We start from the raw sequence: 23,321 nt of genomic DNA on the forward strand, positions 1-23,321 counted from the left end.
GGTTGCCTAATACTGGGCGCAGCCGGAATCACGGCTCACGCGGGGCCGTCGATGGTTCAATGCAACGGCATCAAGGATCTCGTCTTTGTCGCGCACCAAGACGACGATCTGCTTTTCATGAACCCGGATATCGAATCCACTATTGATGCAGGCGGCTGCGTGCAAGTGGTATACCTCACCGCCAGCGAAAGGGGCGAGGGCGAGGCCTATATGCTGGGGCGTGAACGAGGTGTGCGGTCGGCATACTCCTATATGGCCCAGGAACCGAATATATGGGCCGAGGATTTCGCTGCTATCCACGATAGGCATGTGGCGCGTTTTACTTTGCATGGGAACAAACGCCTGCAATTATTGCACCTGCGGCTTAAAGATCCATGGCTGGGCAAAGGCTGGGGCAGCTTGACGCCGCTCTCCCGGACCGAATCCGTAGCAGGCGCAACAGTCGAATCGTTGGGCCCCGCTGCAGAAATCTATTCACGATCCGACCTTGTAGAAACCCTGGAAAACATCATCCAGGACTATCAGCCTTCCACCATCCGGCACATGGATGGCAGCATTACGGTTCCGTATGAGCGCTTATGTTGGCGCTGCGCCGGTCACGCCCATCCCGACCATATCGCAAGCGCGCGGCTGGTGCATGATGCCATCGTGAATCAACCCGGCAATTATGCTGAAATTGCTTACGTTGATTACCCCAGCCAAGAGCGCGCCGCCAATTTGTCCGCTACGGAGATCACCGAGAAGACCCAGGCTTTTCGACGTTACGCCTGGGATGATTACCGATATTGCGCCAATGCCCGGCTATGCCAGGAACCTGCGGGCCCTGCGGCGGCCTGGGTGGGACGGGCCTACTATGTGTCGCGCAATAATGAAGCGCCTTACATAGTAAGTCGCCTCGATGGAGGCTTCTTTGTGTTTGCACTCGGCGAGGCCAATGCCGCGGCCAATGCGTGGCAAAGTACCGGACAGCAATGGATCAGCCTGGGCGGGCGTACTGCCGACCCCATCGCAGCGTTCGAAAGCAGCAACGGCCGCCCAGGAGTCTTTGCCCGCGACGCCACTGGCCTGGCATGGGTCAGCACCCAGACACCGGCAGGTAGCTGGGCAAGCTGGCAACTGATTCCGGGGGCTCGGATCACTTATTTGCCGGTAGTGTCAGCGGAAGGCCCTTTACTTGCGGTTGCGATGGGAAACGATGGTCTTCTTCACTATGCCAAGCCGGAAAATGACTCGGGCGCGTGGACGGCCTGGCGTGCACTGCCGCCGCTGCCGGGAGCCTTGCCTCGGGTAGCTCTTGCATCCGATGATTCCGGCGCATCCATGGTATTTGCAACGGACGAAGCGGGGCGCCTCTGGCATAGCGTCTACCGGACCCGTTGGTCACCGTGGCAACGAATCAATGTGCCCGACACCGACGGAGGGCTGGCTGCACTGCAAAATGCCAGTCACATCATTGAGTTATATCTCCGTGACAAGGCCAGCGGCCACATGCTGCAGATTGTCCAGCAACAAACGGGCGATCCCGCCGGCTGGTCGCAACCGACCGATCTGGGTTTGACCTATATTGGGAGCCCCGCCGTCGGCTTGAACGAAACAGGCGCCGTAGCGGTGGCCGCGCTTGAGCATCCGGGCGGACCCTTATGGCTGATGGAGGCGGGGCAGGCCACAAGGCTGACGGCCACGGCCGGATCGCTGCCATCCCTGGGAACCATTGGAGGCGCATTTTATGTCGCGGCACGAAGCGCGGAAGCAACACAGGCCTATTGGGTAAGGGTGCGCCGCCATGGCGCATGGGACGAGCCCAAGATGATTAAGGCCCCACCCGCGGATGGCGGTGGGGCCTTCAAGCCAGACTACTCTCAGGAAACAATCCCGATCAAGCCTTTACCCTCGCCCTACGTCCGGCAGGGGGCTCCATCGATTGCGGCGTTCACGGGTTCCACCGACGCATTGTCCGGAGACACACACCCTTAGCGAGGCGCAAACGGACCTAGTCCCAATAGCCGTGATGGCCGTAGTATTGGTGCAGTTCCGTTTCGTAATTTCGGTTCAGCGGTGCATCCTCGTCGTACTCGGGGCTGTTCTTGATTTGCTCGCGCGACAATTTCGTCTGGACGGTAGAGTCGGACCAGTCGATACGTTCTATCCACTTCGTGCCCAGCAACACTTTCTTACCGCCCGGCCACCAGTTTCGGGTGTCCACCAACAGATATCTCACCGCCCAGTCCTTATCATCGAAGATGAAATCCTTGACGTGGCCGATTTCCTCGTCCGTGCCAAGGATATGATATCCACTGACCTTATCGCTGCTGCGCAGGTGACTGTCTTGCTGTTCATCCGTCGCTCGCTGAGCCAGATCCTCGGGTCGCTCGCTCATAGGCGGCACGCTCCCGGCGTCCGGCATCGGATACTCGGGATAACCGGCTGCTCCCCAAAGATACGGACCCGTCCAATAATTACCGTAGCCGTAATATTGCGAGTAGTCGCCTTCCAGCTGGCGCGAAATCGGTTGATGCGTGTCGATGTCGGGACTGTTCTTAACTTGTTCGCGCGTCAGCGAGACTTCGATTATTCCGTCTTCGTCGTTGATATGCGTGACGGAATAGGGCGAGATAAGCACTTTACGACTGGACAGCCACGAGCCTGTTTCCACAACAAGGTAACGAATGCCCCATCGCTCATCGTCGAAATAGACTTCTTTGACACTGCCTAATTCGTCATCGGTGGCCTGAATGGTGTAGCCGTGCACACTGTCTACGGTACGTAACATAAGCGTTCTCCTTTTGGTTGTCTGGAATGCTTACAGCAAACACCGTGCCTGGTCGCGCCAGTCATCGACATGGACTTCACTTTTGCACGGGAGAATAGCCGGCCTCGCGTATGGCCGCTGCGACGGCGGCTACGTCGCTTGCGCCATTTACCCTTACACGGTGGCTGGACAGGTCGATATCGACCACGGCGCCCGGCGAGGCGTCCTGAACGGCGCGGGTAATGGCGGCCACACAATGACCGCAGGTCATGTCGTTGACGTGGAAATCAAACATTGCATTCTCCATGAGGTAGCAGCCCAATGCTGCACACAAGAAGATAGCCTAAGGGTTCCTATTATGGTAATGTCAAGGGCGCTATCGCACATATAGGGCATGAACGTGAATATAGGACAAGCATCAGCCGAATCCGGCGTCACCGCCAAGATGATTCGCTATTACGAGAGCATAGAGCTTGTGGCCGCCGCGTCGCGCAGCGACTCCGGCTATCGGCAATATTCCGCGAAGGACGTGCAGGCCTTGCGGTTCATCAAACGGTCACGCGACCTCGGGTTTCCGCTGGAACGCATCAAGACACTTCTCGGGCTGTGGCAAGACACCGGCAGAAAAAGCGGCGACGTCAAGAAGCTGGCACGCGAACATATTGCCGGGCTCGACGACCATATTGCCAAACTTCAGTCCATACGCGACGAGCTCGAACATCTGGTTGATTGCTGCCATGGAGATAATCGGCCTGACTGCCCGATTCTCGCTGACCTGGCGAAATCACAATTGGTAGTTGCCGAAGTCGGCAGGACACAAAATGTATAGTATCTTGATATCCTGTCACACTTAACTCTGGTGCCACCAAGGACTTTCAACATGCGGCTTCCGTTTTATCAACGAACCATCCTGGCCGCTGCGATCTTGTCGGCAACATCAAGCACATTGGCGCAGCAGTCCGCCGAAACTCTCGCTCCCATCATCGTGCAAACCACACGTACCGAGGCATCCTTGCTTGAAACACCGGCCTCGGTTTCGATTATCGACGGCGACACCCTGCGGCAAGACAGGCTCCAGGTCAATTTGTCGGAAAGCCTGGGCAGCGTACCAGGTGTACAAATACAAAACCGCCAAAATTACGCACAGGACCTTCAAATCTCCATACGCGGTTTCGGCGCGCGGTCGGCGTTTGGCGTGCGTGGCCTGCGCCTGTATGTAGACGGTATTCCCGCCACCATGCCCGACGGGCAGGGCCAAACGTCCAATATCGATATCGCGTCCATCGACCGTATCGAAATTCTTCGTGGGCCTTTTTCCGCGCTATATGGAAACTCATCGGGCGGCGTCATCCAGGTCTTTACAGAAGACGGGTCTTCACCCACTACGTTGTCGGCAGGCATGGCGGCAGGAAGCTATGGCACCTATCGCTACGGAGCCAAGGCCAAGGGGCTCAGTCAACTGGGAAGCACGGAACTCGATTACGTACTAAGCGCGAACCGGTTTACAACGCAAGGCTACCGGGACCACAGCGGTACGCGTAAAAACCTGGGCAACATGAAACTGGGCCTGCAGTTCAACGATGACAGCCGGCTCACCCTGATCGGCAATAGCGTGGACATCAAGGCAGACGATCCACTGGGCCTTGACCGCGACACCTTTGAAAACGACCCGCGCAGTGTCTACGGCGGGGCGCTGGACTACAACACGCGCAAGACCGTCAAACAGACGCAAGGCGGCCTGATCTACGATCACCGCATCAGCACGAATCATGAATTGCGCGCCATGGTTTATTTTGGTCAACGCAAAACAACGCAGTACCAATCCATTCCGTTCTTTGCACAAACCAGCGCTTCCAATCCCTTGCACGCGGGCGGCCTTATAGACCTCAAGCGCAACTACGGCGGCGCCGACCTGCGCTGGACCTCCAAGCTGGCTTTTGCCGGCAAGCCCCTCACGCTTATCGGCGGTATTGCCTACGATGAAATGACCGAGCAACGCAAAGGCTATTTCAATTTCGTCAATACCCCAACTGGGCGACAGCTCGGCGTGCAAGGCGACTTACGCCGGGACGAGACCAACAAAAGCTGGAACCTCGATCCCTATCTTCAGGCATCCTGGCAATTTGCAGAGCAATGGACACTCGATGGCGGGCTCCGGTACAGCACAGTCGATTTCTCTTCAAACGACCATTACATCAACCAAATCAATGACGACGGCAGTGGCGATGCGCGCTACCAGAAGGCACTGCCCGTGGTCTCGCTGCGTTTTGCGGCAACACCCGATATCAGTCTTTACGCGTCGGCCGGGCGGGGGTTCGAAACGCCCACCTTCAACGAAATTTCTTACCGGTCCGGCGGCGTGGCGGGCTTGAACTTCAACCTGCAGCCATCCGTCAATAACAGCGTCGAGCTCGGAGCCAAGGCTCAAATCGGGGCTGGTCTCCTCACTGCGGCCTTATTCCAGACCCGCACTTCAGACGAGATCGTGACAGCAGAAAGCGTGGGCGGCCGCACTGTATACCAGAATGCCGGCGGTACGCGCCGCAACGGCTTTGAACTGGGCTGGACCGGGAAGTTCTCGCGCAACTGGAATACCGACCTGGCCTACACCTGGCTAGACGCCGAATATCGTGATAATTGCCTTTCCCCTACGTGCTCCAGTCCCATCTACGCCGGCAATAAAATACCGGGAATTGCGCGCCAGGCCTTCTATGCCGCCGTCGGCTGGACGCCACCCACCGGATGGCGGGCGGGCGTCGAAGCCCGTTACTTAAGTGATATCCCGGTAAACGACGCCAACAGCGAATCAACTCCCGCCTATTTCGTGGCCGCAGTCAGCGCCGGTTACCTGTGGCGTACGGGTCCTTGGGAAGTCAGTACCTTTGCGCGCATCGACAACCTGTTCGATCGGCATTATGCAGGTTCGGTTATCGTAAATGAAGGAAATCAGCGCTACTACGAGCCGGCTCCGGGGCGTAACTGGAGCGCCGGCACGAACATCAGCTATTCCTTCTGAAGCAGCGGTTGCTACCATTCCGCTACAGGCGGCGGCCATAGCCTTACGGGCTACGGTTGCGGCCTTTTTTAATCCGTCAGTTTTTTAATGCTTTTTCCAGCAGCGCGCCTATCACCTCGTTGGTACTGATATTTTGCGCAGTGGCCAAGGCGCGAATTTCATCGGCCTGGGTTTGCTTGATCTTGACGGGAAACGCGACCAGTCCCAGGGCTTGGTCAAGCTTGCGCTGTTCGCGGCGATCAATAGGGGCGCCGGCGGAATCGCTGGAAAAACGACCAGGAGTACCGTCTTTCTTCATTTTCTCCACGATTTTCAACGCTTTGTTCTTTTCCAGATCGGTCTTCTTCATGTGGTTCCATCACTAGGGTTCTATGGCAAGCAAATTGCGCCACGATGTGGATTATACGGTGTGTCCGGGAAATGGCCGACGGGCAGCATGGCAAGAAATAGCCTTGCGCCCGGGTTGATCATCCGGCATTGGGCGGTTCTTGAATTCTAGGGTAAACGGCCTAGTGTTTCAGTAGTGAATGGGTGTAGCATCAATACGCTTGCGGTACCGCAAAAACGCCAAGCTTTTCTCATATCTGGAGACAATACAATGAAAGTCACGATGCGTGTTTCGGCTGTTGTAGTGGGTGTTGCCTGCGGTGCTTTTGCAGGCTTTGCAATGGCCCAGGATAATGTTCAGAAACTCATGAACATGAATACCACGGGGGCATCGCTTGATATCGAATCCGTGCCGCAAACCGGCCCTCAAGCCGATAACATAAAGCGCAATCTCGAAAACATAAAACTGCCGCCGGGCTTCAAGATTGCGCTTTATGCCGTTGTGCCTGACGCCCGGCACATGGCCGTCGGCCCCTCTACCGGCGTGGTTTTTGTCGGCACACGCAAGACGAAAATCTGGTCGGTCACCGACAGGACCAAAGCCCGCGTCGCCGATGACGTAAAACGCTTTGCACCTTCTGTGACCATGAAGGTACCCAATGGCGTGTGCTTTTCCCGGGATGGCATGCTTTACGCCGTCGAGCATAATCGGGTGCTGGTGTATCCGGCCGCGGAATTCTTCTACGAGGGACCGGATGTAGCAGCCGGCATTGTCGTGCCACAAGGCGAACTGGTTCCGGTGACGGAAGAAAGTTTCAACCATGGTGCTCGAGCCTGCCGTGTCGGTCCCGACAACAAGCTCTACATCACCTTGGGCAATCCTTTCAATGTCCCCTCGGCTGAAAAAGCCGAGATATACGGCAAAAACGGGATGATGGGCATCGTACGCATGGACCAGAACGGGCAGAACCGCGAAGTCTACGCGCAAGGCGTGCGCAACTCAGTGGGACTGGACTTCAATCCCGATGACAAGACCCTGTGGTTCACCGATAACCAGGTGGATGGCATGGGAGACGACATCCCTCCTGGTGAACTGAACAGGGCGACCGAAATGGGGCAGCATTTCGGCTTCCCGTATTATGGCGGCGGGGACGTGAAAACGGTGGAATTCAAGGATGCTGAAGTACCCGTCGACGTCGTTTTCCCGCAAGTCGAAATGGACGCCCATGCCGCCGATCTGGGAATGACATTCTATAGCGGCCAGATGTTCCCGGAGCAGTATCGGGGCGGTATCTTTTCTGCTCAGCACGGGTCCTGGAATCGCACTACGCCTGTTGGCGCGCGCCTTATGTTCACCAGCCTCAAGGAAGACGGCACCGCCGACACGACCGAAGTATTCGCCGAAGGATGGCTTAGCCCCAATAACGAGTATCTGGGCCGCCCGGTCGATGTAGCCGTACTGCCCGATGGTTCGTTGCTGGTGTCTGACGACTATGTCGGCGCCATTTACCGGATCTCGTATGAAGGCGAGTAGTTGCGTTATGGCGGTCGCGAGCCAATGTTTCCTGACCTTGGCCGCGCTGTCGCTGACGGCGCCGGCCTGGTCTGCCGATATGGCGGTGGGCCGGGCCAAAGCGGTGCAATGCGCAACATGCCACGGCATGAACGGGATTGCAACGCTGCCCGGGGCACCGAACCTGGCGGGGCAAGACACCACCTACTTGGCCAAGGCGCTGCGCGACTTCAAGTCGGGAGCACGCAAAGACGAGATGATGTCGCTGATGGCGGCAAACTTGTCCGACACCGACATCGAGAATCTGGCGGCGTTCTACGGCGGCCTGCAATGCAAGCCCGAATAAGCTGAAATCGCGGAACTCGCATGATGTGCCTCTATGACATAATAATTTCCGGAGCGACTTTTCACGGACGTAATTATGGAAGCAACTTTTCGCATACTGGCCGAACGGATTTCGAATATCGTAGGCACATCATGGTCGTTCATGACAGCCATCGGCCTGGTTCTTGTCTGGGCAATCACCGGACCGTTGTTCGGGTTTTCCGACACCTGGCAATTGGTGATCAATACTGGCACGACCATCATCACCTTCCTGATGGTCTTCCTTATCCAGAACACGCAGAATCGCGAAGCAGTAAGCGTTCAACTCAAGCTGGACGAACTGCTTTGCTCCGTGCAGGGCGCTCGTACCGAATTGGTTAATCTTGACACGCTTAGCGACGCCGACCTGATGCGCCTGAAGAAAGAATTCGAGCGCCTGGGAAAAGAAAACGGGTCGGACACTATGATGGCGATGGATACCGAAGTCACTTCAGCCTTCCAGCACAACCCTTGATCCATCCGCCAGAATAAACCAGGCCTTTACGCCCATCGTCCGGATCAGCGATTCGGCATCCGGCAAGGGCATGTTCGAGAGCCCGGTGGATAAGGCATCGGCAGTGGTGGCGTTAGACGCCAGCACCGAGACGCTGCGGTACCGCGCTTGGCTTGAACCAGTCCCAGGATCGAAAATATGCGCAAAACGGCCCGCCGCATCCAGGTGCGTGCCGTAGCCGCCCGACGTGGCCAAAGCATGATTCCGAATCGATACTGTTTCAAATACTTGTTCCGGATGCTCGGGATCGGCGAGGCCCACACGCCATGGCAACGCATGTTCATGCCGGTCCATTGCCTGGATCTCGCCCATGTCGACCAGCGCGCGATCCAGCCCCGCCTTGCGCAATAACTGTGTGACCCGATCAGTGATATAGCCTTGGGCAATACCGTTAAGGGTAAGTGCCATGCCGGGGCGCAGCAAGCGGATTCTATCCGCGCCAATCTCGATGCTTTCATGGTCCACCAAAGCCAGGACCCGTTCTATCGCCGCCCGTGAAGGTCCGCCCGGATCGGCATGGGCTTGTGAGAAATGGTCTGCATACAGCGTCCACAAAGGCTGCACGGAAGGATCGAAAGCGCCGCCCGTCACCATACTGAAGTGCCGACTGGTGCTGAGTAAATTCAGCAAATCGGCCGGTGGGGTATCAAGGAACCCTTGGCGGTTAAGGATGGAGAGGACACTACCGTCTTGATAAAGGCTGAATATTTTTTCCAGCCGGTGCACTTCAGCTACGGACTGGTCGATCAGCCTGCGGGCAATCTCAGCGTCCGGATGATAGATATGCAATTCCGCGTCGGCGCCCAAGGCAATGCCCCGCCAGCTGGTCAAGGGCGGGGCAGGTGGTGAGTGGGCGAGCGCGCCGCGCAATGCGCCCGGCACAAGAAGCGAACCCGTGGCGGCCGCCAGTATCCCGATAAAACGGCGCCGGGAAGATAGATTTTTCAATGTGAAGGTTCTCCATGTGGCGACGAGGGGGCAGACTTTAATCCCTGGGCCGCAGCATCGTGGTTCAGGATGTAATGTTCCGGCATGTCGTTGAAGCTGACGACTCGTCCGCGATACTTGTCGGCAAATTCCAGAGCCTTGGCTTTATCGCCAAAGGGCAATGCATCTTCGGCGCCCATTCCTCCGATGAACTCGCTCTCGATGACATAGAAGGCGCTGCGCGCGTCTATCCAGGTGCCGGTCTCCGGTTGGTTCCAGTCGTGCACCTTGCCCATATCGTGCACGTAGATGGCGCTGATACCCTTGGGCTCTTCGGGCAGCAGTGTGTAGGCGAACACCTGTTTGATGGCGGTAAACCAGACAGGAGTTTCACGGCCATAGACAAAGATCTGCCCTTTCGGGCCTGAATGTTCGACCAGGTTCATGCCGCAATAGTGGCCCACCGAATCAAGGGTGACCTCTTGCGCCGCAGGAGGCTGTGCCTTGGGGTCATCTTCGGTGCCGCATGCGGACAGCGCCAGAAAGACGAGGAATACACTTGCGAACCGGCGCAACGTCATAACTGCCTCCGTTGAAAGAAAGCGGCGGCAAGGGAAAACGGAATCACAATCCATAATAACTGAGCAATAACAAGTAGGGGCATGCCCAGACTGGTTTGGCCACTTAAGCCTGCCATTCCTGAGAACATGGACACATTCTCGTACCCCGTCAGGTTAAGCAGCCTGTACACGTCTGACGGATTGAACAGTAATACTTTGTTCAGCAGCCCGGCGGTAATGAAACGTCCCTGGTCCGCAACCAGGACTCCCAGCAGCGCCATATCGTAGATCACCACAAAGAAAAGCCAGACGCCGATGGCGATGCCCGCAGCGGTGGCGCGCTCGCGCACCACCGCGCTGATCATGTAGCCCATGGCAAGAAAGCTTGCACCCAACAATACACTGGCCAGTATCAGGAACGCAAACGCCTGCCATGCGGCCGGGTCAGGTGCGCCATGCACCCATTGCAAGGCTACGCCGGCCGAGCCATAGCCTACCGTCGTGGCGACGGTGAGAACGACCAGATGGCCGACGAATTTTCCCACCATGATCTGCCATCGCGATACCGGGTAGCTGAGCAGCAGCGCCATGGTTCCACGGTCTATTTCACCCACGATGGCGTCATAGGCCAATAGCATGGCGATCAAGGGCACCAGAAATATCGACAGGCTTGAAAGACTGACCACCGTAACTGTCAGCGGGTCGACCTTGACGGCTCCGGTAGGCGAACTGCCCAGAAAGCCCAGCGAAAGTGCCAGCATTGCAAGCAGCAATGCTGTGGCCAGCACCCAGCGATTACGCAGTCCGTCGCGGACTTCCTTGCCAATAATGATGAAAACAGCATTCATAAGTCTTCTCGCCTGAGAAAATGGGCGTACATATCATCCAGGCTGGGGGTATGTATTTCAATATCGTCGATGGCCACGTTCAAGGTTCCAATGCTGCGCATGGCATCCACCTTGTCGCTTTCAGTGCAGGCCAACTCGAACTTCGATTCATCGATCCGCTGCCACACGTCGGGCAACAAGCCGGCTGTCGAACCGTCACCAAGTTTCAAGCGGATACGAATGGGCAGCCCCGCGGTGTGCCGCAACTGAGACATTGATCCATCAGCAATCTTGCTGCCATTTTTCATGACCACAATGCGGTCCGTATGACCATCGAGCTCGGATAAGGCGTGCGTGCTGAGCAACACGGTCGAGCCACCATTACGCAGTTCACGCACGATTTCATAGAACATCAGGCGTGAAGCTGGATCCAGGCCGGTGGTCGGTTCGTCGAACAGCAGCACTTTAGGCTTACCCAGCAGTGCCTGTGCCAGGGCTAATCGTTGACGCATGCCTTTCGAATAGACGCCCACCCGCCGCTGAGCGGCCTGTGCGATGCCCACCCGGGAAAGAAGGGCCGCATTGGCGGAAACGGGCTGCCGTTTGAGCCGGGCATAGAAAGCCAGCGTCTCGGCGCCTGTCAGCGATGGATGCAGTGCTACGGTCTCCGGCAGGTAGCCGATGTTGCCACGCATGCGCACTGCAGCGCGCCCTGACGCCTCATGGCCCAGCAACATCACTTTGCCGGAGCTTGGACGTATCAGTCCGAGTATCAGCTTGATCAGGGTGCTTTTGCCGGCGCCGTTGTGTCCGGCCAGCGCGACACATTCGCCAGCGCGTAGCGTCAAATCCATATTATTGACAGCACGTTGCTTGCCGTAGTTCTTCGTGACGCCTGACAGCGACACATGAAACTCTGTCATGGCAGGTCCTTTGATTTCTTCAGTGCATGCAGTATGGGAGCCTCCATGAGTGGGGCGCTATCGACCACACCCCCTGGCAATATGGCGGGGAATTGGGACTGTGCCCACCGGACTATGGAAACGGCCGGGCTGTTGAGCAACAAACGGGCGGAAGGCGCCCGCCATATCACCTGATCGATAACGTCATTGGGGCGATAAGCGGTGTCGGCAATTCCGTCGCCATCGAGGTCGAAGGCGGTGTTATCGCTCCAGTAATTGCCGCGGCCGTTCCTGGACCAGTCCAGGTGACGCGTTCCAACGTACTTGACCTGATTCCGATTGTTGACGAAAGCATTATTGCTCATGTAGTTGCCTTCGGATCCTGCCGTGAAGTGTATGCCGATGGCGCAGTCCTGGAAATGGTTGCCATCAAATAGATTCTGGTTGGCGTTATAGATGAAAACGCATTTTTCCCCACCCTCGACCAAATTGCCGGTGATGGTCGAGTTGTTTGCATAATTGAGCATCAAGCCCTGGTCCTGGCTATTGATGGAGATATTGTCTTTGACGATCAGCTTGTCCGAGAACATGATGGCGTAGCCAATATCATTGCCCACGGAAACATTGTCGCTGACCTCGCTGTCGTTGGTGTACATATAGTGCACGGCATAACGCAGATCGCTGAAGCGATTGCCGCGGAAGACGTTCCGTTTGCTCGTGTTGACGAAAATACCGTCGCGGCCCTTTGAAATATCATTGCCAATGACACTAGAGCCGGGCGTATTCCATAAAGTTACCCCGTTACCACGTTCTGCAACCCGCAACTCGCTATTGCCGACGATGCGGTTGTCTTGCACGACGACATCATGAGGACCCCACACATAGACGCCGACCGAATTGTCGAGTACATCGTTTTGCTCTACTCGGGCATTGTGGGCGGGTTTATCAAGAAAAATCCCTGCGTCCATCTCGGAGAGACTCAGGCCTGAATTTTTGACCGTTAGATTGCGTATCGTGACATCAGGCGCCTGGACCCACAGGGTCCGGCCCTTTCGCTCGCCCAGGATGATGGCTGATCGATCCGCCGGCCCTTCAATGACCAGCGGTTTATCGATGACAATATTGCCCACATATTCGCCTGGAGCAAGCCGGATAACATCGCCCGATATCGCCGATGCGATGGCGGACTGAAGCTTATCGCCGTCCGCGACATGGATCGTCTTGGCAAGGCTGGCTCCCGACAGGCAGAGTCCGATCAACGATACGATGACCGGCCCCAACCATTGCACTAGAGAATATGCAGGTTTCATGCAGACCTACACAGACGCTTTGGGATGAACGATCAACTGACCCGACATTTCCATATGCAAGGCATGGCAGAACCACTGGCAGTAATACCAATGCACCCCGGGCCGACCCGCCTTGAAGGTGATTGAAGCTGTTGCCTGCGGTCCGATTTCCATGGCCACACCATGTCCCTCCAGCGTAAACCCGTGGGTCAGATCTTCAATGACTTCCATATTGGTCACGACCACGGTGACTTCATCACCTTCATTGACCTCGATTTTTTGAAGGCTGAACATCGGCGCTACGGCAATCATGTAGACGCGCACCTTGTTGCCATCGCGAATGACGTTGGCCGCGCCTTCCAGCGTTACGCCATCCTTCTTGGCCATTTCACGGGCATCTTCCCACATCGGATCGTCACGCTTCCATACGCTTAGAGGCCGAACCTTGCTACGATGCACCAGACACATATCGTGGGGTTCGGCAAAACTTGGGCCGTCGTGCACAAGCTTCATTTCATCGCCCGATATATCGATGAGCTGATCGTTTTCGGGCTTCAAGGGACCCACGTTCAGGAAGCGATCTTTCGAAAACTTATTCAATGAGACCAACCACTTGCCGTCGGCTTCCTTGGTTTCACCCATGGTCGTATGGTTATGACCGGGCTGATAATGGACGTCGAGCTTCTGGATGATGGGGTCGACTTTTTCACCCTTGTAGGCGCGCTTGGCTTTGTCGATGTCCCACTTGACGATCTGACTGTCGATAAACAAGGTGGTGTAGGCATTGCCCCGGCCGTCGAAAGCAGTGTGCAGCGGACCGAGTCCCAACTGGGGCTCTGCCACCACGCAATCCCGGGGCTTGATCTTGTCTTCGAACAAGTCATCCAGCGTGCGAACGTCAAGAACCGTCACCGTAGGCGATAGCTTGCCAGCCAGTACGACGTGGATGCCGTCCGGCGCGGCATTGCAGCCGTGTGGCGAATTGGGTACGGGAATGTAGCGCGTATATTTGGAACCATGACGGCCGTCAATGACCGGTACGCCGCCCATTTCTTTGAAGTCGCCATTCTTGACGGCTTCTTCAATACGCTTGAGGTTGAATACGACGACCCAATCCTGCTCGTTCGCCGAAATCTCTTCGACAGTGACCCCTTTTTCGGAGTTGTAGCAGGTCGAGAATGAGTATTTGCCCTGGTAATCGGCGTCTCCATTGTCCAGGTTTCCGTCCACCATAACCTGCCACGCCACCTTCATGGTGTCGCCATCCAGCGCGGTGTAGACGGCAAAGAAGTTTTTCTTTGGGTCGTCGAGGATCTTTCCGTCGTTGGGCAGAGGAATAATATGTTCGCCGTTGGCAAACACATAGCCCGTGCGAGGGTAGCGCTGCGGACGCAAGCCATGCACACCCGACACATTGGGTATCTCAGTGATCTTGTCCGTTTTCATGACGTCGAGACGGATGCGCGCGACACGGGTATTGGCCTTGTCGTTGATGAACAGGAAACGCCCATCGTAGGTGCCGTCGGTAAAGGATAGATGAGGGTGATGCGCATCACCGTTCGGGAATATACCGCCCTGATCCTTCAGATATTCGCGAGTCCGCGCAGTGAGCCCTTCCGTCAGGATCTTGCGACTTTCGAGCGTGCGGCCCCAGCCGGTCGCGCTGCATTGATTGAAGACCGGAATGCGTAAAAGCTCGCGCATCGATGGCAAACCCAATACGCGGACTTCACCAGACTGACCGCTGGAATTGAACGCATAGTATTCATCGAGTTCGCCTGGACCCACATGTCCGGACATCCCCTTTGCACCCTTCTTGTCGTCCTTGGCATAAGCCGAGGACAAATGGGTACCGCCTACCAGGCCGGCGGCTCCGGAAATCGCGGCGGTCCCGAGGAAGCCCCGGCGACTCAGTCCCGGTTTCTCGAATTTTTGATCAGACATGAAAACTCCTTGCGTTGGTTGGCGTCCGTATGCGAGCTGTCGAATGCCGGCGCCGTGGTGAAGTGCAGCTGTATATAGTCAGTAGCAGAGTGAGGTGTGCAATATCAGGGTTCCGGTTCGGAAGCTGGCCTTTTGGCCGCCGCGGGAATGAAACGGATCACTGTCTCTTCGGGCATGGCGTCCGGCGGTGGCACGTGGCGCTTCTGCCGTTTGGCATTCTTCTGAATCAGGTGCGGGCATTTCGTTTCGTGGTGGTAGAGCATCTGGCAATGGAGGCATTGAATACACTCATTGGGATTGATGTCTCCCTCGGGATTGATGGCCTGCACTGGGCATTCGATATTGCAACGCTGACAGGGATTGCCGCAGGTGCGATAGCGACGCAGCCAGTTGAATACCCGTAAACGCGCAGGAATTGCCAGTGCGGCTCCGAGCGGGCAAAGATAGCGACAGAAGAAGCGTTCAATAAACAGGCCGGCAACCAATAACAACACGGCGAACAATACGAAGGGCCAATAGCGCACGAACTTCAGGATAATGGCCGTCTTGAAAGGCTCCACTTCGGCCAGCTGTTCAGCGACTGAAAGCTCGTACAGTGAGAACCCGAACAGCACGATAAAGATTACGTACTTGATCGTCGAGAGCCGCTGATTCACGCCATGCGGTACATTGATCTGCTTGACGCCCAGGCGTTTGGCAATGCGGTTGGTGAGTTCCTGCAATGCACCGAACGGACATAGCCAGCCACAGAACGCACCACGGTTCCAGAACACCATGGATATGGCGGTTGCGCACCACAATATGAATACAACGGGATCCATCAGGAAATATTCCCAGCGGAAGTCCGTGCGCAATGCGGACGTGAAGGTAAGAACATTGACGACGGAAAGTTGGGCTTGCCCGTACCATCCGATCCAAAACAGCGTGAATGTCAGGAATACCAAGCGGAAGCGATCGTAGAAGACGGGTCGGCTTGCCAACTGATCCTGGAAGAAAAACACGCCCACGAGTATCAACAAGGCGGCCAGTACGGCCGAGACTTGGCCCGTCTTGGCACTCCAGATTTGCTTCCACAGGGGTGGGGCATTTTCGTATTCGGCGGCAATTTCGACATTGCTGCCGGCCGCGCCTGGAGCGGCGGAAGTGCTGGCATCCGCAGAGCTTTCCGGTGTGGTCGCTGGCGTGGCTACTACCGCGGCAGGATCCGTACGCGTATATTCCGATGGCAACTGGTAATCAAGATCGAAGGTAAGGAACGCCTTCTCCTTGACGCTGACGACTCGTTGAACCATAAGCTGCAAGCGCCATGGCGCGACAGGATCCAGCGTCGCGTCATCGGGTACGACGAACAGAGCAATTTCCTTGAACCCCGGCGCGCCTTGCGCGAAGATATCGCCCAGGCGTAGATGATCGCGGTCTTTGAAGCGAAAACTGTTTTCTTGCTGGATCAGCTCAATGCGATCGAAAATACCGCCGCGCACGTAACCCGACCCCTTGAACGAATAGCGCCCATTGCCCGCCACAAGGACGGCCTGTTGTCCCGGTTTCAGTCGTTCGCTTAATATCTTCCACTCCGTCTCGCCAAGCAAACTGCGCCCGATTGCAGGAACGCTGACGAGCGCTGTATACAGGTCGATGAAATCCTCGTCCGGGTCGCCCGATTCGGGATGGTCGATGGCGCCTTGCCTTCCTGTGGCCTCGAAGGCCTTGTTGATGCCGTCGACCGTCAGATGCAGACTGCGCACTGCACCATTGGCAACCAGTTCGTCCCAGCCCTGCACCTTATCCTGCGTTTCGTCGACAATGCGCGCCGCAACCGGCGCTGCCTTGGACTCACTGCTTTCTGCGCTTCCTATGTGATAGGCACGTGCGACACTTATGGCCGAGCGCGTAATGGAGTCGCCGATGACCATCATGGTAACGGTGGCGCCGCTGATGATATCCACCGGTGTGGGTGCGCCGTGGCGCGGAGGGGCATCTACAAAATTCAGCCCGACATAACCTTGGATAAAGTCGTCGACCTTGGCCTGCGGAATGCCTATCAACACGATAGGTTCGTGGTGCTTGACCAGCTTAGCCCCAACGATTTCACCGTTATCAGCGATGGCGACGAGCGTATCGATAGGTTTGCTGGAATAGCCCCTCGTATTGACGACATCGGTCGTGAGGTAGACGAGACCTAACTGACGGTCACCCGCATAGGCGCGGGCTATCATGGGCTTGCCCTCGGGCGGCCCCAGGCGGTCCGCACCGGGGAATATTTCGGCAGGCTTGAGGGTGTCGAGGAATTCGGGAAGCCGCTGTGCATGCGAGACCTGAACCATCACGCTAACTGCAAGCAACAAGACAAGAAAAACGAACTGTGCTGCTCGGACTAGCCCATGTAGTCGGGGGAGGCTGATCATGCGGCTACTCTTTCAACGATTGACTGACTTGAATGTTACGCACTTATCGGCTCCGTCATATTGACCTGGGTCAATTAGCAAGGGAATTCACTACAAGATTCACTGCAAGTAAGAACGGGGAAGAAGACGTGTGATGCTCGGGACCTGCTGCCAACGGGCGGTCCGGATGCCATGGATGCTTTTGTACTGAGCGGAAAGAGCAGGTGGAGCGGATGGAAGAAGTGGAACGAAAAGCACAACGCGGTGACAAGCACCGCGTTGTTGACCAAATTTAGCTGCTGAGTTTCAGCGTGCCTGTCATGATGGCCCAGTGGCCGGGGAATGAGCAGAAGAACGAGTAGTTCTCACCCGCTGCCAACTTGCTGACGTCGAATGTGACGGAATCGGTTTGACCGCCGCCAATGACTTTCGTGTGTGCAATGACGCGGGCATCGTCAGGCTTGACGTAGTCTTTTTCCAGGCCGGCGGTCATGCCGTCAGTGGCTACGCCTTGCTTGTCGGCGGCTTTCGTCAGGACCCAGTTATGGCCCATGGCGGCTGCAGGAAGTTTGCCCGTGTGTTTCAGATGCACGGTGTATTGGGTGCAACTTTTGTCGACGGTCATTTCCTTCATGTTGAACTGCATCGCATCATTGCCTTCGATGGTGGCTTCGCAATTGGCGGCCAGCGCTGGCAGGCTCATGACGGACAGCAGTGCGGCAAAAGCAACTTTAGCAAACATAATAAATCTCCGGTGACAACAGTAGTAAACAAAAACCAAGACTCGCAAAAGTACAACGACTCTATCGTACGATGATATTTAATACCAAGGATAGCCGATAAGTCTTGATCCGTATCAAAAAACCAAGGCATTGAGACCGGTGCAATGCAGGCCCGTCTCTCGCACAAGGCAGTCTTCAAGCTGAAGCCCATTGTACGTGACATGCGCCGTCGAACCCTTGAAAAGCCGCCCGCCCAAGGAGGGTATTCATACGGGTAGTAGCGGATTTCGGCCGCAATCCTGCAGTGACGCGCGCAAGCGTTTCGTTGTTTAGTTGACCCACGTCAATTTCCAACAACTTGCCATATTGCCGCAGCACACTATCTGCAACAGAATATTCACTTAAAAAATGCAGCATACCTTTACAAGGCTATAGATGCGCGTCAATCTACCGGTGTCTCAACAACAATACGAAATCCCCGCCGACACAACGCTCATGTTGGTGACTGACATAAAAGGCCGCATCACCTACGCCAACTCGGCATTCCTGGAGGTCAGTGGATATGGCCCAGAAGAATTGCGTGGCAAAGCACATAATATCGTGCGCCATCCCGACATGCCGCCTGCAGCGTTTGCAGATCTATGGCACACCTTGCATGACGGACATTCCTGGACCGCGATCGTCAAGAATCGCCGCAAGAATGGTGATCACTATTGGGTACGGGCCAATGTCACGCCGGTGGTGCGCGACAATGAGTTGGTCGGCTACTTGTCGGTGCGCACCCGCGCTGGCGCCGACGAAATCAGCAGCGCCCAAGCGCTGTATGCCGAATTCCAGCGTGGCAGCCAGAAGGGACGCAAGTTTCACCGCGGCCTCCTGGTTCGCACCGGATGGCTGCGCGCCCTGTCTTTCAACAAAACAATCTCGCTGCGTGCCCGCTTGTTCGGCGGGGTATCAATAGGCTGGATGCTGGGATTGGCGTGCATTGCCATACTGGATTTACCCCCGGCTCAACTGTTTGCGATGGCCGCGGCGCATACGGTACTGGCCGGCCTTGTCCTGCTATGGCTCGATCTGCAGATCTACCGCCCGGTAAGAATCGTGCTGAAGCAGGCACAAGACCTGGCCGCCGGACAACCCGGTCAGCAAATTCACATGAAACGGGTAGACGAACTCGGGTCTATCGCACGCGCCATAAACCAGGCAGGATTGAACCTGAAGGCATTGGTCGACGATGTTGCCGAGCAGGCTTGCGGGGTGCAGGTCGCGAGCACCGACGTAGCGCTGAGCAGCGACAAGCTGAACGTGGAAACAGACCAGACGGCGGCCAGCCTGCTGCAAACCGCGGCATCCATCGAGCAGCTGATGTCAAACGTCGATAACAGTGCACAGGCGGCCGCAAGGGCTGTGCAGCTATCGGCGACGGCGACCCAGTCCGCCTCCGAGGGTAGCGAAATCGTCAACCAGGTTGCCTCGACCGTGGAAACCATCACGGCATCCAGCAACAAGATCCACGACATCATAGGCATCATCAATAGCCTGGCTTTTCAAACAAACATCCTGGCCTTGAACGCCGCGGTGGAAGCAGCCAGGGCAGGCGAGCGGGGCAAGGGCTTTGCCGTCGTGGCAGCCGAGGTTCGCAGGCTTGCATTGCACAGTGCCCAGTCCGCCAACGAAATCAAAGACCTGATTGGTGGCAGCGTCGCAAGAATACATGCCGTGCGCGCTTTGACGAACAAAGCGGGTGAGGTCATGCAGGGCGTCGTGGATCAGACGCAACGGGTTTCGAGTTTGATCGAAGAGATAAGCCTGGCGGCGGCGGAACAATCGAGCGGCATCGGCGAAATCAATGCGGCGATGACTCAGCTGGAACATGCGACACAGAATAATGCCACCATGGTTTCCGAGTCGTCCCGGACCTCCGAAGGGTTACGCAGTCGCGCCGGCCACTTGGGACGGGTTATTGGCATATTCAGCCGCGGGTCGACCCGACAAGGGACCAGCGCGGGCATATAGCTTGCTATCGTCTCAGTCGACGAATGGTCACACCTTATCTGGTACAAGCATCTACGGTTTATGGGCACGAAAACGACTGATTCCGCTACGCTGTGCCCAATGGAAGGCCTGGTCTACGTCTCTGACGACGTCCCTGGCATTACTCGCCGGCAATCCAGAGGAAAGTTCGTATACCTCGACCCGGATGGTAAAGCAATCAATAACCCGGCAACGATAGACCGGCTTAACGCGCTGGCCATCCCGCCTGCTTATACCGATGTATGGATATGCCCCGATCCGCAAGGACACATCCAGGCAACGGCAAGAGACGCCCGTGGGCGAAAGCAGTATCGGTATCACGAGCAGTGGAAAACAACCCGCGACAACAATAAGTACGAGCAACTCCAGGCATTCGGGCTTGCACTCGCGCGTATTCGGCGCCGTGTCGAGCGCGATATGAAAAGCCGGCTATTGACCCAGGAAAAGACAGTGGCAGTCGTCGTGCGGCTTCTTGAGCTGACGCTGATACGAGTGGGCAACCGGCAATATGCGAAAACCAACAAGTCCTATGGATTGACGACACTCCGGCGGCGCCACACATCAGTGATCGGGAGCCAGGTACGGTTCCAGTTCCGGGGCAAGGGAGGAGTCCAGCACGACGTCAAGATATCGGACCGCCGTATTGCGACGGTGATAAAGCGATGCATGGAGATACCGGGCCACGAGCTTTTCCAGTTCAAGGCCGCGGACGGCACAAGGTGCCGCATTGATTCAGGTTGCGTCAACGACTATCTTAAAGAAGCCGGCGGCGGCGACTTCACCGCCAAGCACTATCGCACCTGGGCAGCCTCGGTTTTCACGTTCAATCAACTGCAACGTCATGCCAGCGTGGATCACGACACAGGACCCAGGCGGCGCATCGTTAACGATGTCATCAAGGCCGCGGCGCAGCTTCTAGGAAATACACCAACGGTGTGCCGCGAGTGCTACATCCATCCGGCCGTCATTGAGGCGTACCTCGAAGACCGCCTGCCTCCGAAGCAGGCCGCATCTACGCCCCGCGGCCTGAATGCCGATGAACGACGGTTTTTTGCCTTCCTGCAAGCCATCCAGGCCGACAAGGCGACCCGGTAGGTGGATTGCCATGCCGCTAATGTCGCCGGGTGAGGCAGTGTCCTGCCAAGACCCCCAATAGCCCGGCCACCCCGATTGCCGACCAGGTATGTTCGCGCACACATTGGTTGACAGCTTTTGACGTTGGCCCGCAGCACAAGGCATTGAGCCATCCTTGTTGGGCCTTCAGATCGCGCACAGCCTCGAGTTGGCGCTTGAGCCTGCCTCGCGCAGCCTCGATATCCGCGCCGGTATAGCTTGCCGTATCTTGCAGAAGCTGTCTGGCTTTCTCCTCCAGCTCGTGCAGGTTGGGTGTGTTGCCGTCTGTCATCATCTATTCTCCTTGGGATTCCGGACCGCGCCAGGCGCGGTGTCAACTGGCCCACCATTGCTTGACGGTCGACCGGAGTACGGCGCCGCCTGAGCCCTGTTCCTTGCTTATCGCCTGGAGGTAGGCCTTGGCTTGCTTGAATTCAATATGTGGCGGCAGGGGCGGCACATTGGGATCCGTGACCATCTCCAGCAACGTGGGTCGATCGGCACTGATCGCGGCATCCCACGCCGCGCCGATATGCGCGGGATCAGTGATCTTTATCCCGTCCAGTCCCAGCAGCTTGGCGTATTCGGCATAGGGAAAGGGCGGCAGAAGCTGGGAATCATCAAATCGCGGGTCGCCACCCATTGCACGCTGTTCCCAGGTCACCTGGTTCAAATCCCCATTATTCAAGACCATAATGACCATGGTCGGCGATTTCCAGCTTTTCCAGCGGCTCGCTATGGTGATGAGTTCGTTGATTCCATTCATTTGCATGGCGCCGTCCCCGACCAGCGCGAAAACCGGGCGGTCGGGAAAAGCAAGCTTGCCCGCCAGAGCGTAGGGAACCGCGCAACCCATTGAAGCCAAGCCGCCGGACACCGATGCAAGCATCCCGTCGCGAAGCTTCAAGTCGCGCGCATACCAATTGGCGGCGGATCCGGAATCGCAGGCAATAATGCTGCGATCGGGCAGGCGGTGCGATAGTTCCCAGAAAACGCGTTGTGGATTGATGGGGTCGGCCTGTACCATTGCGCGGGCTTCCATCGTCTCCCACCACTGAGCGACGCTTTTCTCCACCTCTTCGCGCCAGACCCGGTTCTTCTTGTCATGCAGAAGGGGTAGCAATGCGGCGAGCGTGGCCTTGCTATCGCCAACCAGTCCGACCTCCACGGGATATCGCATGTTCAGATTGCGACCATCACGGTCTACTTGCACCGCCCGGGCCTGGCCTTCGACCGGCAGGAACTCGGCATAGGGAAACGACGTGCCCACCATCAGGAGCCGGTCGCACTCATTCATGAGTTTCCAGCTGGGCCGGGTACCCAGCAAGCCTATGGATCCCGTCACATAGGGCAGCGCGTCGCCAATGGCTGCCTTGCCCAGCAACGCCTTCGCCACGCCCGCACCCAGGCGTTCCGCTGTCTGCTTGATCTCCTGGGTGGCATGCAGTGCACCGGCGCCGACCAGAATCGCCACACGCTCACCACTATTCAGCACATCGGCGGCATTCCTCAGGCCTTGTTCGTCGGGGACATTGGAATGCGCGGTGTAGCCGATTCCGCTGTGCAGTGTTCCGTGTTCATGCGGTGGCGTTTCCACCGCCGGTAAATCTTGCACGTCGTTGGGCAAGATAACGCAGGTCACGGCCCGCCGCTCCATGGCTATCCGCAGGGCGCGGTCCAGGAGGTGCCTGACTTGCACCGGACTGCTTGCCACGTGTACGAAATCGCGTGCCACATCCTTGAACAGGTTCAGGAGATCGACCTCTTGCTGATAGTCGCCACCCAGTGCACTGCGCGCCTGCTGCCCGACAATGGCGACCACGGGCTGATGGTCCATTTTTGCGTCATAGAGACCGTTCAACAAGTGAATGGCGCCAGGTCCCGACGTTGCCATGCACACGCCAACCTGACCCGTGAACTTGGCGTGGCCGCAAGCCATGAACGCTGACATTTCCTCGTGGCGCACCTGCACGAACTCCGGACCCTCTTTCATGCGCCCGAATGCACCCACCAGGCCATTGATGCCGTCTCCGGGATACGCAAATATCCGCTTTACGCCCCATTCCGAAAGACGTTTTAAGATGAAGTCCGAAACTGTTTCCATGCCTGCTCCTGAATTAATGGCGCGGTCGTTGTC

General features: G+C 56.8%; 21 protein-coding genes. 8 read left to right on the plus strand and 13 right to left on the minus strand.

Annotated features, from left to right (window positions below; all coding sequences use genetic code 11):
• The first annotated feature begins 51 nt into the window (after positions 1–51).
• On the plus strand, positions 52–1,974 hold the full coding sequence (locus CR159_RS05650) for a DUF8189 domain-containing protein (protein ID WP_102073025.1): 1,923 nt from the start codon (positions 52–54) through the stop codon (positions 1,972–1,974).
• Positions 1,975–1,990: 16 nt separating this feature from the next.
• On the opposite strand, the gene CR159_RS05655 is transcribed toward CR159_RS05650, so the two are convergent.
• Both CR159_RS05655 and CR159_RS05660 read right to left on the minus strand, forming a co-directional pair.
• Positions 1,991–2,770, minus strand: a complete 780-nt coding sequence (locus CR159_RS05655; protein WP_102073026.1) for a PRC-barrel domain-containing protein — start codon at positions 2,768–2,770, stop codon at positions 1,991–1,993.
• Between the two features lie 76 nt (positions 2,771–2,846).
• The gene (locus CR159_RS05660) at positions 2,847–3,044 is read right to left on the minus strand and encodes a heavy-metal-associated domain-containing protein (RefSeq protein ID WP_102073027.1); all 198 of its coding nucleotides are present in this window, start codon (positions 3,042–3,044) and stop codon (positions 2,847–2,849) included.
• A gap of 99 nt (positions 3,045–3,143) precedes the next feature.
• Between CR159_RS05660 and cueR the strand changes: the two genes are divergently transcribed.
• On the plus strand, positions 3,144–3,578 hold the full coding sequence (cueR, locus tag CR159_RS05665) for a Cu(I)-responsive transcriptional regulator (RefSeq protein ID WP_439650491.1): 435 nt from the start codon (positions 3,144–3,146) through the stop codon (positions 3,576–3,578).
• Positions 3,579–3,629: 51 nt separating this feature from the next.
• Positions 3,630–5,765 carry a TonB-dependent receptor domain-containing protein gene (locus tag CR159_RS05670; RefSeq protein ID WP_102073028.1) on the plus strand — a complete coding sequence of 712 codons (2,136 nt, stop codon included), beginning with the start codon at positions 3,630–3,632 and terminating at the stop codon, positions 5,763–5,765.
• Positions 5,766–5,841: 76 nt separating this feature from the next.
• Here the strand turns inward: CR159_RS05670 and CR159_RS05675 are convergent, their stop codons facing one another.
• A complete protein-coding gene (locus CR159_RS05675) occupies positions 5,842–6,114 on the minus strand; it encodes a hypothetical protein (protein ID WP_102073029.1) in 273 nt (90 codons plus the stop codon).
• A gap of 261 nt (positions 6,115–6,375) precedes the next feature.
• On the opposite strand from CR159_RS05675, the gene CR159_RS05680 reads away from it, so the two are divergent.
• The 3 genes from CR159_RS05680 (at position 6,376) to CR159_RS05690 (ending at position 8,443) form a co-directional block, all read left to right on the plus strand.
• Positions 6,376–7,626, plus strand: coding sequence for a PQQ-dependent sugar dehydrogenase (locus tag CR159_RS05680; protein ID WP_233208190.1), 1,251 nt, complete (start codon positions 6,376–6,378; stop codon positions 7,624–7,626).
• Positions 7,613–7,951, plus strand: coding sequence for a c-type cytochrome (locus CR159_RS05685; protein WP_233208183.1), 339 nt, complete (start codon positions 7,613–7,615; stop codon positions 7,949–7,951). Before CR159_RS05680 ends, CR159_RS05685 begins: the two co-directional genes overlap by 14 nt.
• A 75-nt stretch (positions 7,952–8,026) precedes the next feature.
• Positions 8,027–8,443: a low affinity iron permease family protein gene (locus CR159_RS05690; RefSeq protein WP_102073032.1), complete on the plus strand. Its 417-nt coding sequence runs from the start codon at positions 8,027–8,029 to the stop codon at positions 8,441–8,443.
• Here CR159_RS05690 and CR159_RS05695 read toward each other — a convergent pair.
• From CR159_RS05695 to azu, 8 genes are all read right to left on the minus strand, one after another.
• A complete protein-coding gene (locus tag CR159_RS05695; protein ID WP_102073033.1) occupies positions 8,420–9,430 on the minus strand; it encodes an FAD:protein FMN transferase in 1,011 nt (336 codons plus the stop codon). The genes CR159_RS05690 and CR159_RS05695 overlap by 24 nt on opposite strands.
• On the minus strand, positions 9,427–9,990 hold the full coding sequence (locus tag CR159_RS05700; RefSeq protein ID WP_102073034.1) for a nitrous oxide reductase accessory protein NosL: 564 nt from the start codon (positions 9,988–9,990) through the stop codon (positions 9,427–9,429). Before CR159_RS05700 ends, CR159_RS05695 begins: the two co-directional genes overlap by 4 nt.
• Positions 9,987–10,817, minus strand: a complete 831-nt coding sequence (locus tag CR159_RS05705) for an ABC transporter permease (protein WP_102073035.1) — start codon at positions 10,815–10,817, stop codon at positions 9,987–9,989. The genes CR159_RS05700 and CR159_RS05705 overlap by 4 nt, the downstream gene beginning before the upstream one ends.
• Positions 10,814–11,719, minus strand: coding sequence for an ABC transporter ATP-binding protein (locus CR159_RS05710; protein ID WP_102073036.1), 906 nt, complete (start codon positions 11,717–11,719; stop codon positions 10,814–10,816). The genes CR159_RS05705 and CR159_RS05710 overlap by 4 nt, the downstream gene beginning before the upstream one ends.
• Positions 11,716–13,008 (minus strand): nitrous oxide reductase family maturation protein NosD, encoded by a 1,293-nt coding sequence (locus CR159_RS05715; RefSeq protein WP_102073037.1) that lies wholly within the window; start codon positions 13,006–13,008, stop codon positions 11,716–11,718. Before CR159_RS05715 ends, CR159_RS05710 begins: the two co-directional genes overlap by 4 nt.
• Before the next feature lie 6 nt (positions 13,009–13,014).
• A complete protein-coding gene (nosZ, locus tag CR159_RS05720) occupies positions 13,015–14,931 on the minus strand; it encodes a TAT-dependent nitrous-oxide reductase (RefSeq protein WP_102073038.1) in 1,917 nt (638 codons plus the stop codon).
• Between the two features lie 104 nt (positions 14,932–15,035).
• Positions 15,036–17,255, minus strand: coding sequence for a NosR/NirI family protein (locus CR159_RS05725; protein WP_102073039.1), 2,220 nt, complete (start codon positions 17,253–17,255; stop codon positions 15,036–15,038).
• A gap of 352 nt (positions 17,256–17,607) precedes the next feature.
• The gene (azu, locus tag CR159_RS05730; RefSeq protein WP_102073040.1) at positions 17,608–18,057 is read right to left on the minus strand and encodes an azurin; all 450 of its coding nucleotides are present in this window, start codon (positions 18,055–18,057) and stop codon (positions 17,608–17,610) included.
• 415 nt (positions 18,058–18,472) lie between these two features.
• Here azu and CR159_RS05735 point away from each other — a divergent pair, with 415 nt between their 5' ends.
• Positions 18,473–20,053, plus strand: coding sequence for a methyl-accepting chemotaxis protein (locus CR159_RS05735; protein ID WP_102073041.1), 1,581 nt, complete (start codon positions 18,473–18,475; stop codon positions 20,051–20,053).
• 60 nt (positions 20,054–20,113) lie between these two features.
• On the plus strand, positions 20,114–21,166 hold the full coding sequence (locus CR159_RS05740) for a DNA topoisomerase IB (RefSeq protein WP_102073042.1): 1,053 nt from the start codon (positions 20,114–20,116) through the stop codon (positions 21,164–21,166).
• A gap of 16 nt (positions 21,167–21,182) precedes the next feature.
• On the opposite strand, the gene CR159_RS05745 is transcribed toward CR159_RS05740, so the two are convergent.
• Positions 21,183–21,479 carry an ElaB/YgaM/YqjD family protein gene (locus tag CR159_RS05745; protein WP_102073043.1) on the minus strand — a complete coding sequence of 99 codons (297 nt, stop codon included), beginning with the start codon at positions 21,477–21,479 and terminating at the stop codon, positions 21,183–21,185.
• 39 nt (positions 21,480–21,518) lie between these two features.
• Complete coding sequence (locus CR159_RS05750) at positions 21,519–23,288, minus strand: thiamine pyrophosphate-requiring protein (RefSeq protein WP_102073044.1); 1,770 nt, start codon at positions 23,286–23,288, stop codon at positions 21,519–21,521.
• Between the last annotated feature and the right edge of the window lie 33 nt (positions 23,289–23,321).

The sequence above is a fragment of the Pollutimonas subterranea genome (assembly GCF_002849655.1).
Taxonomy (GTDB): Bacteria; Pseudomonadota; Gammaproteobacteria; order Burkholderiales; family Burkholderiaceae_B; genus Pollutimonas; species Pollutimonas subterranea.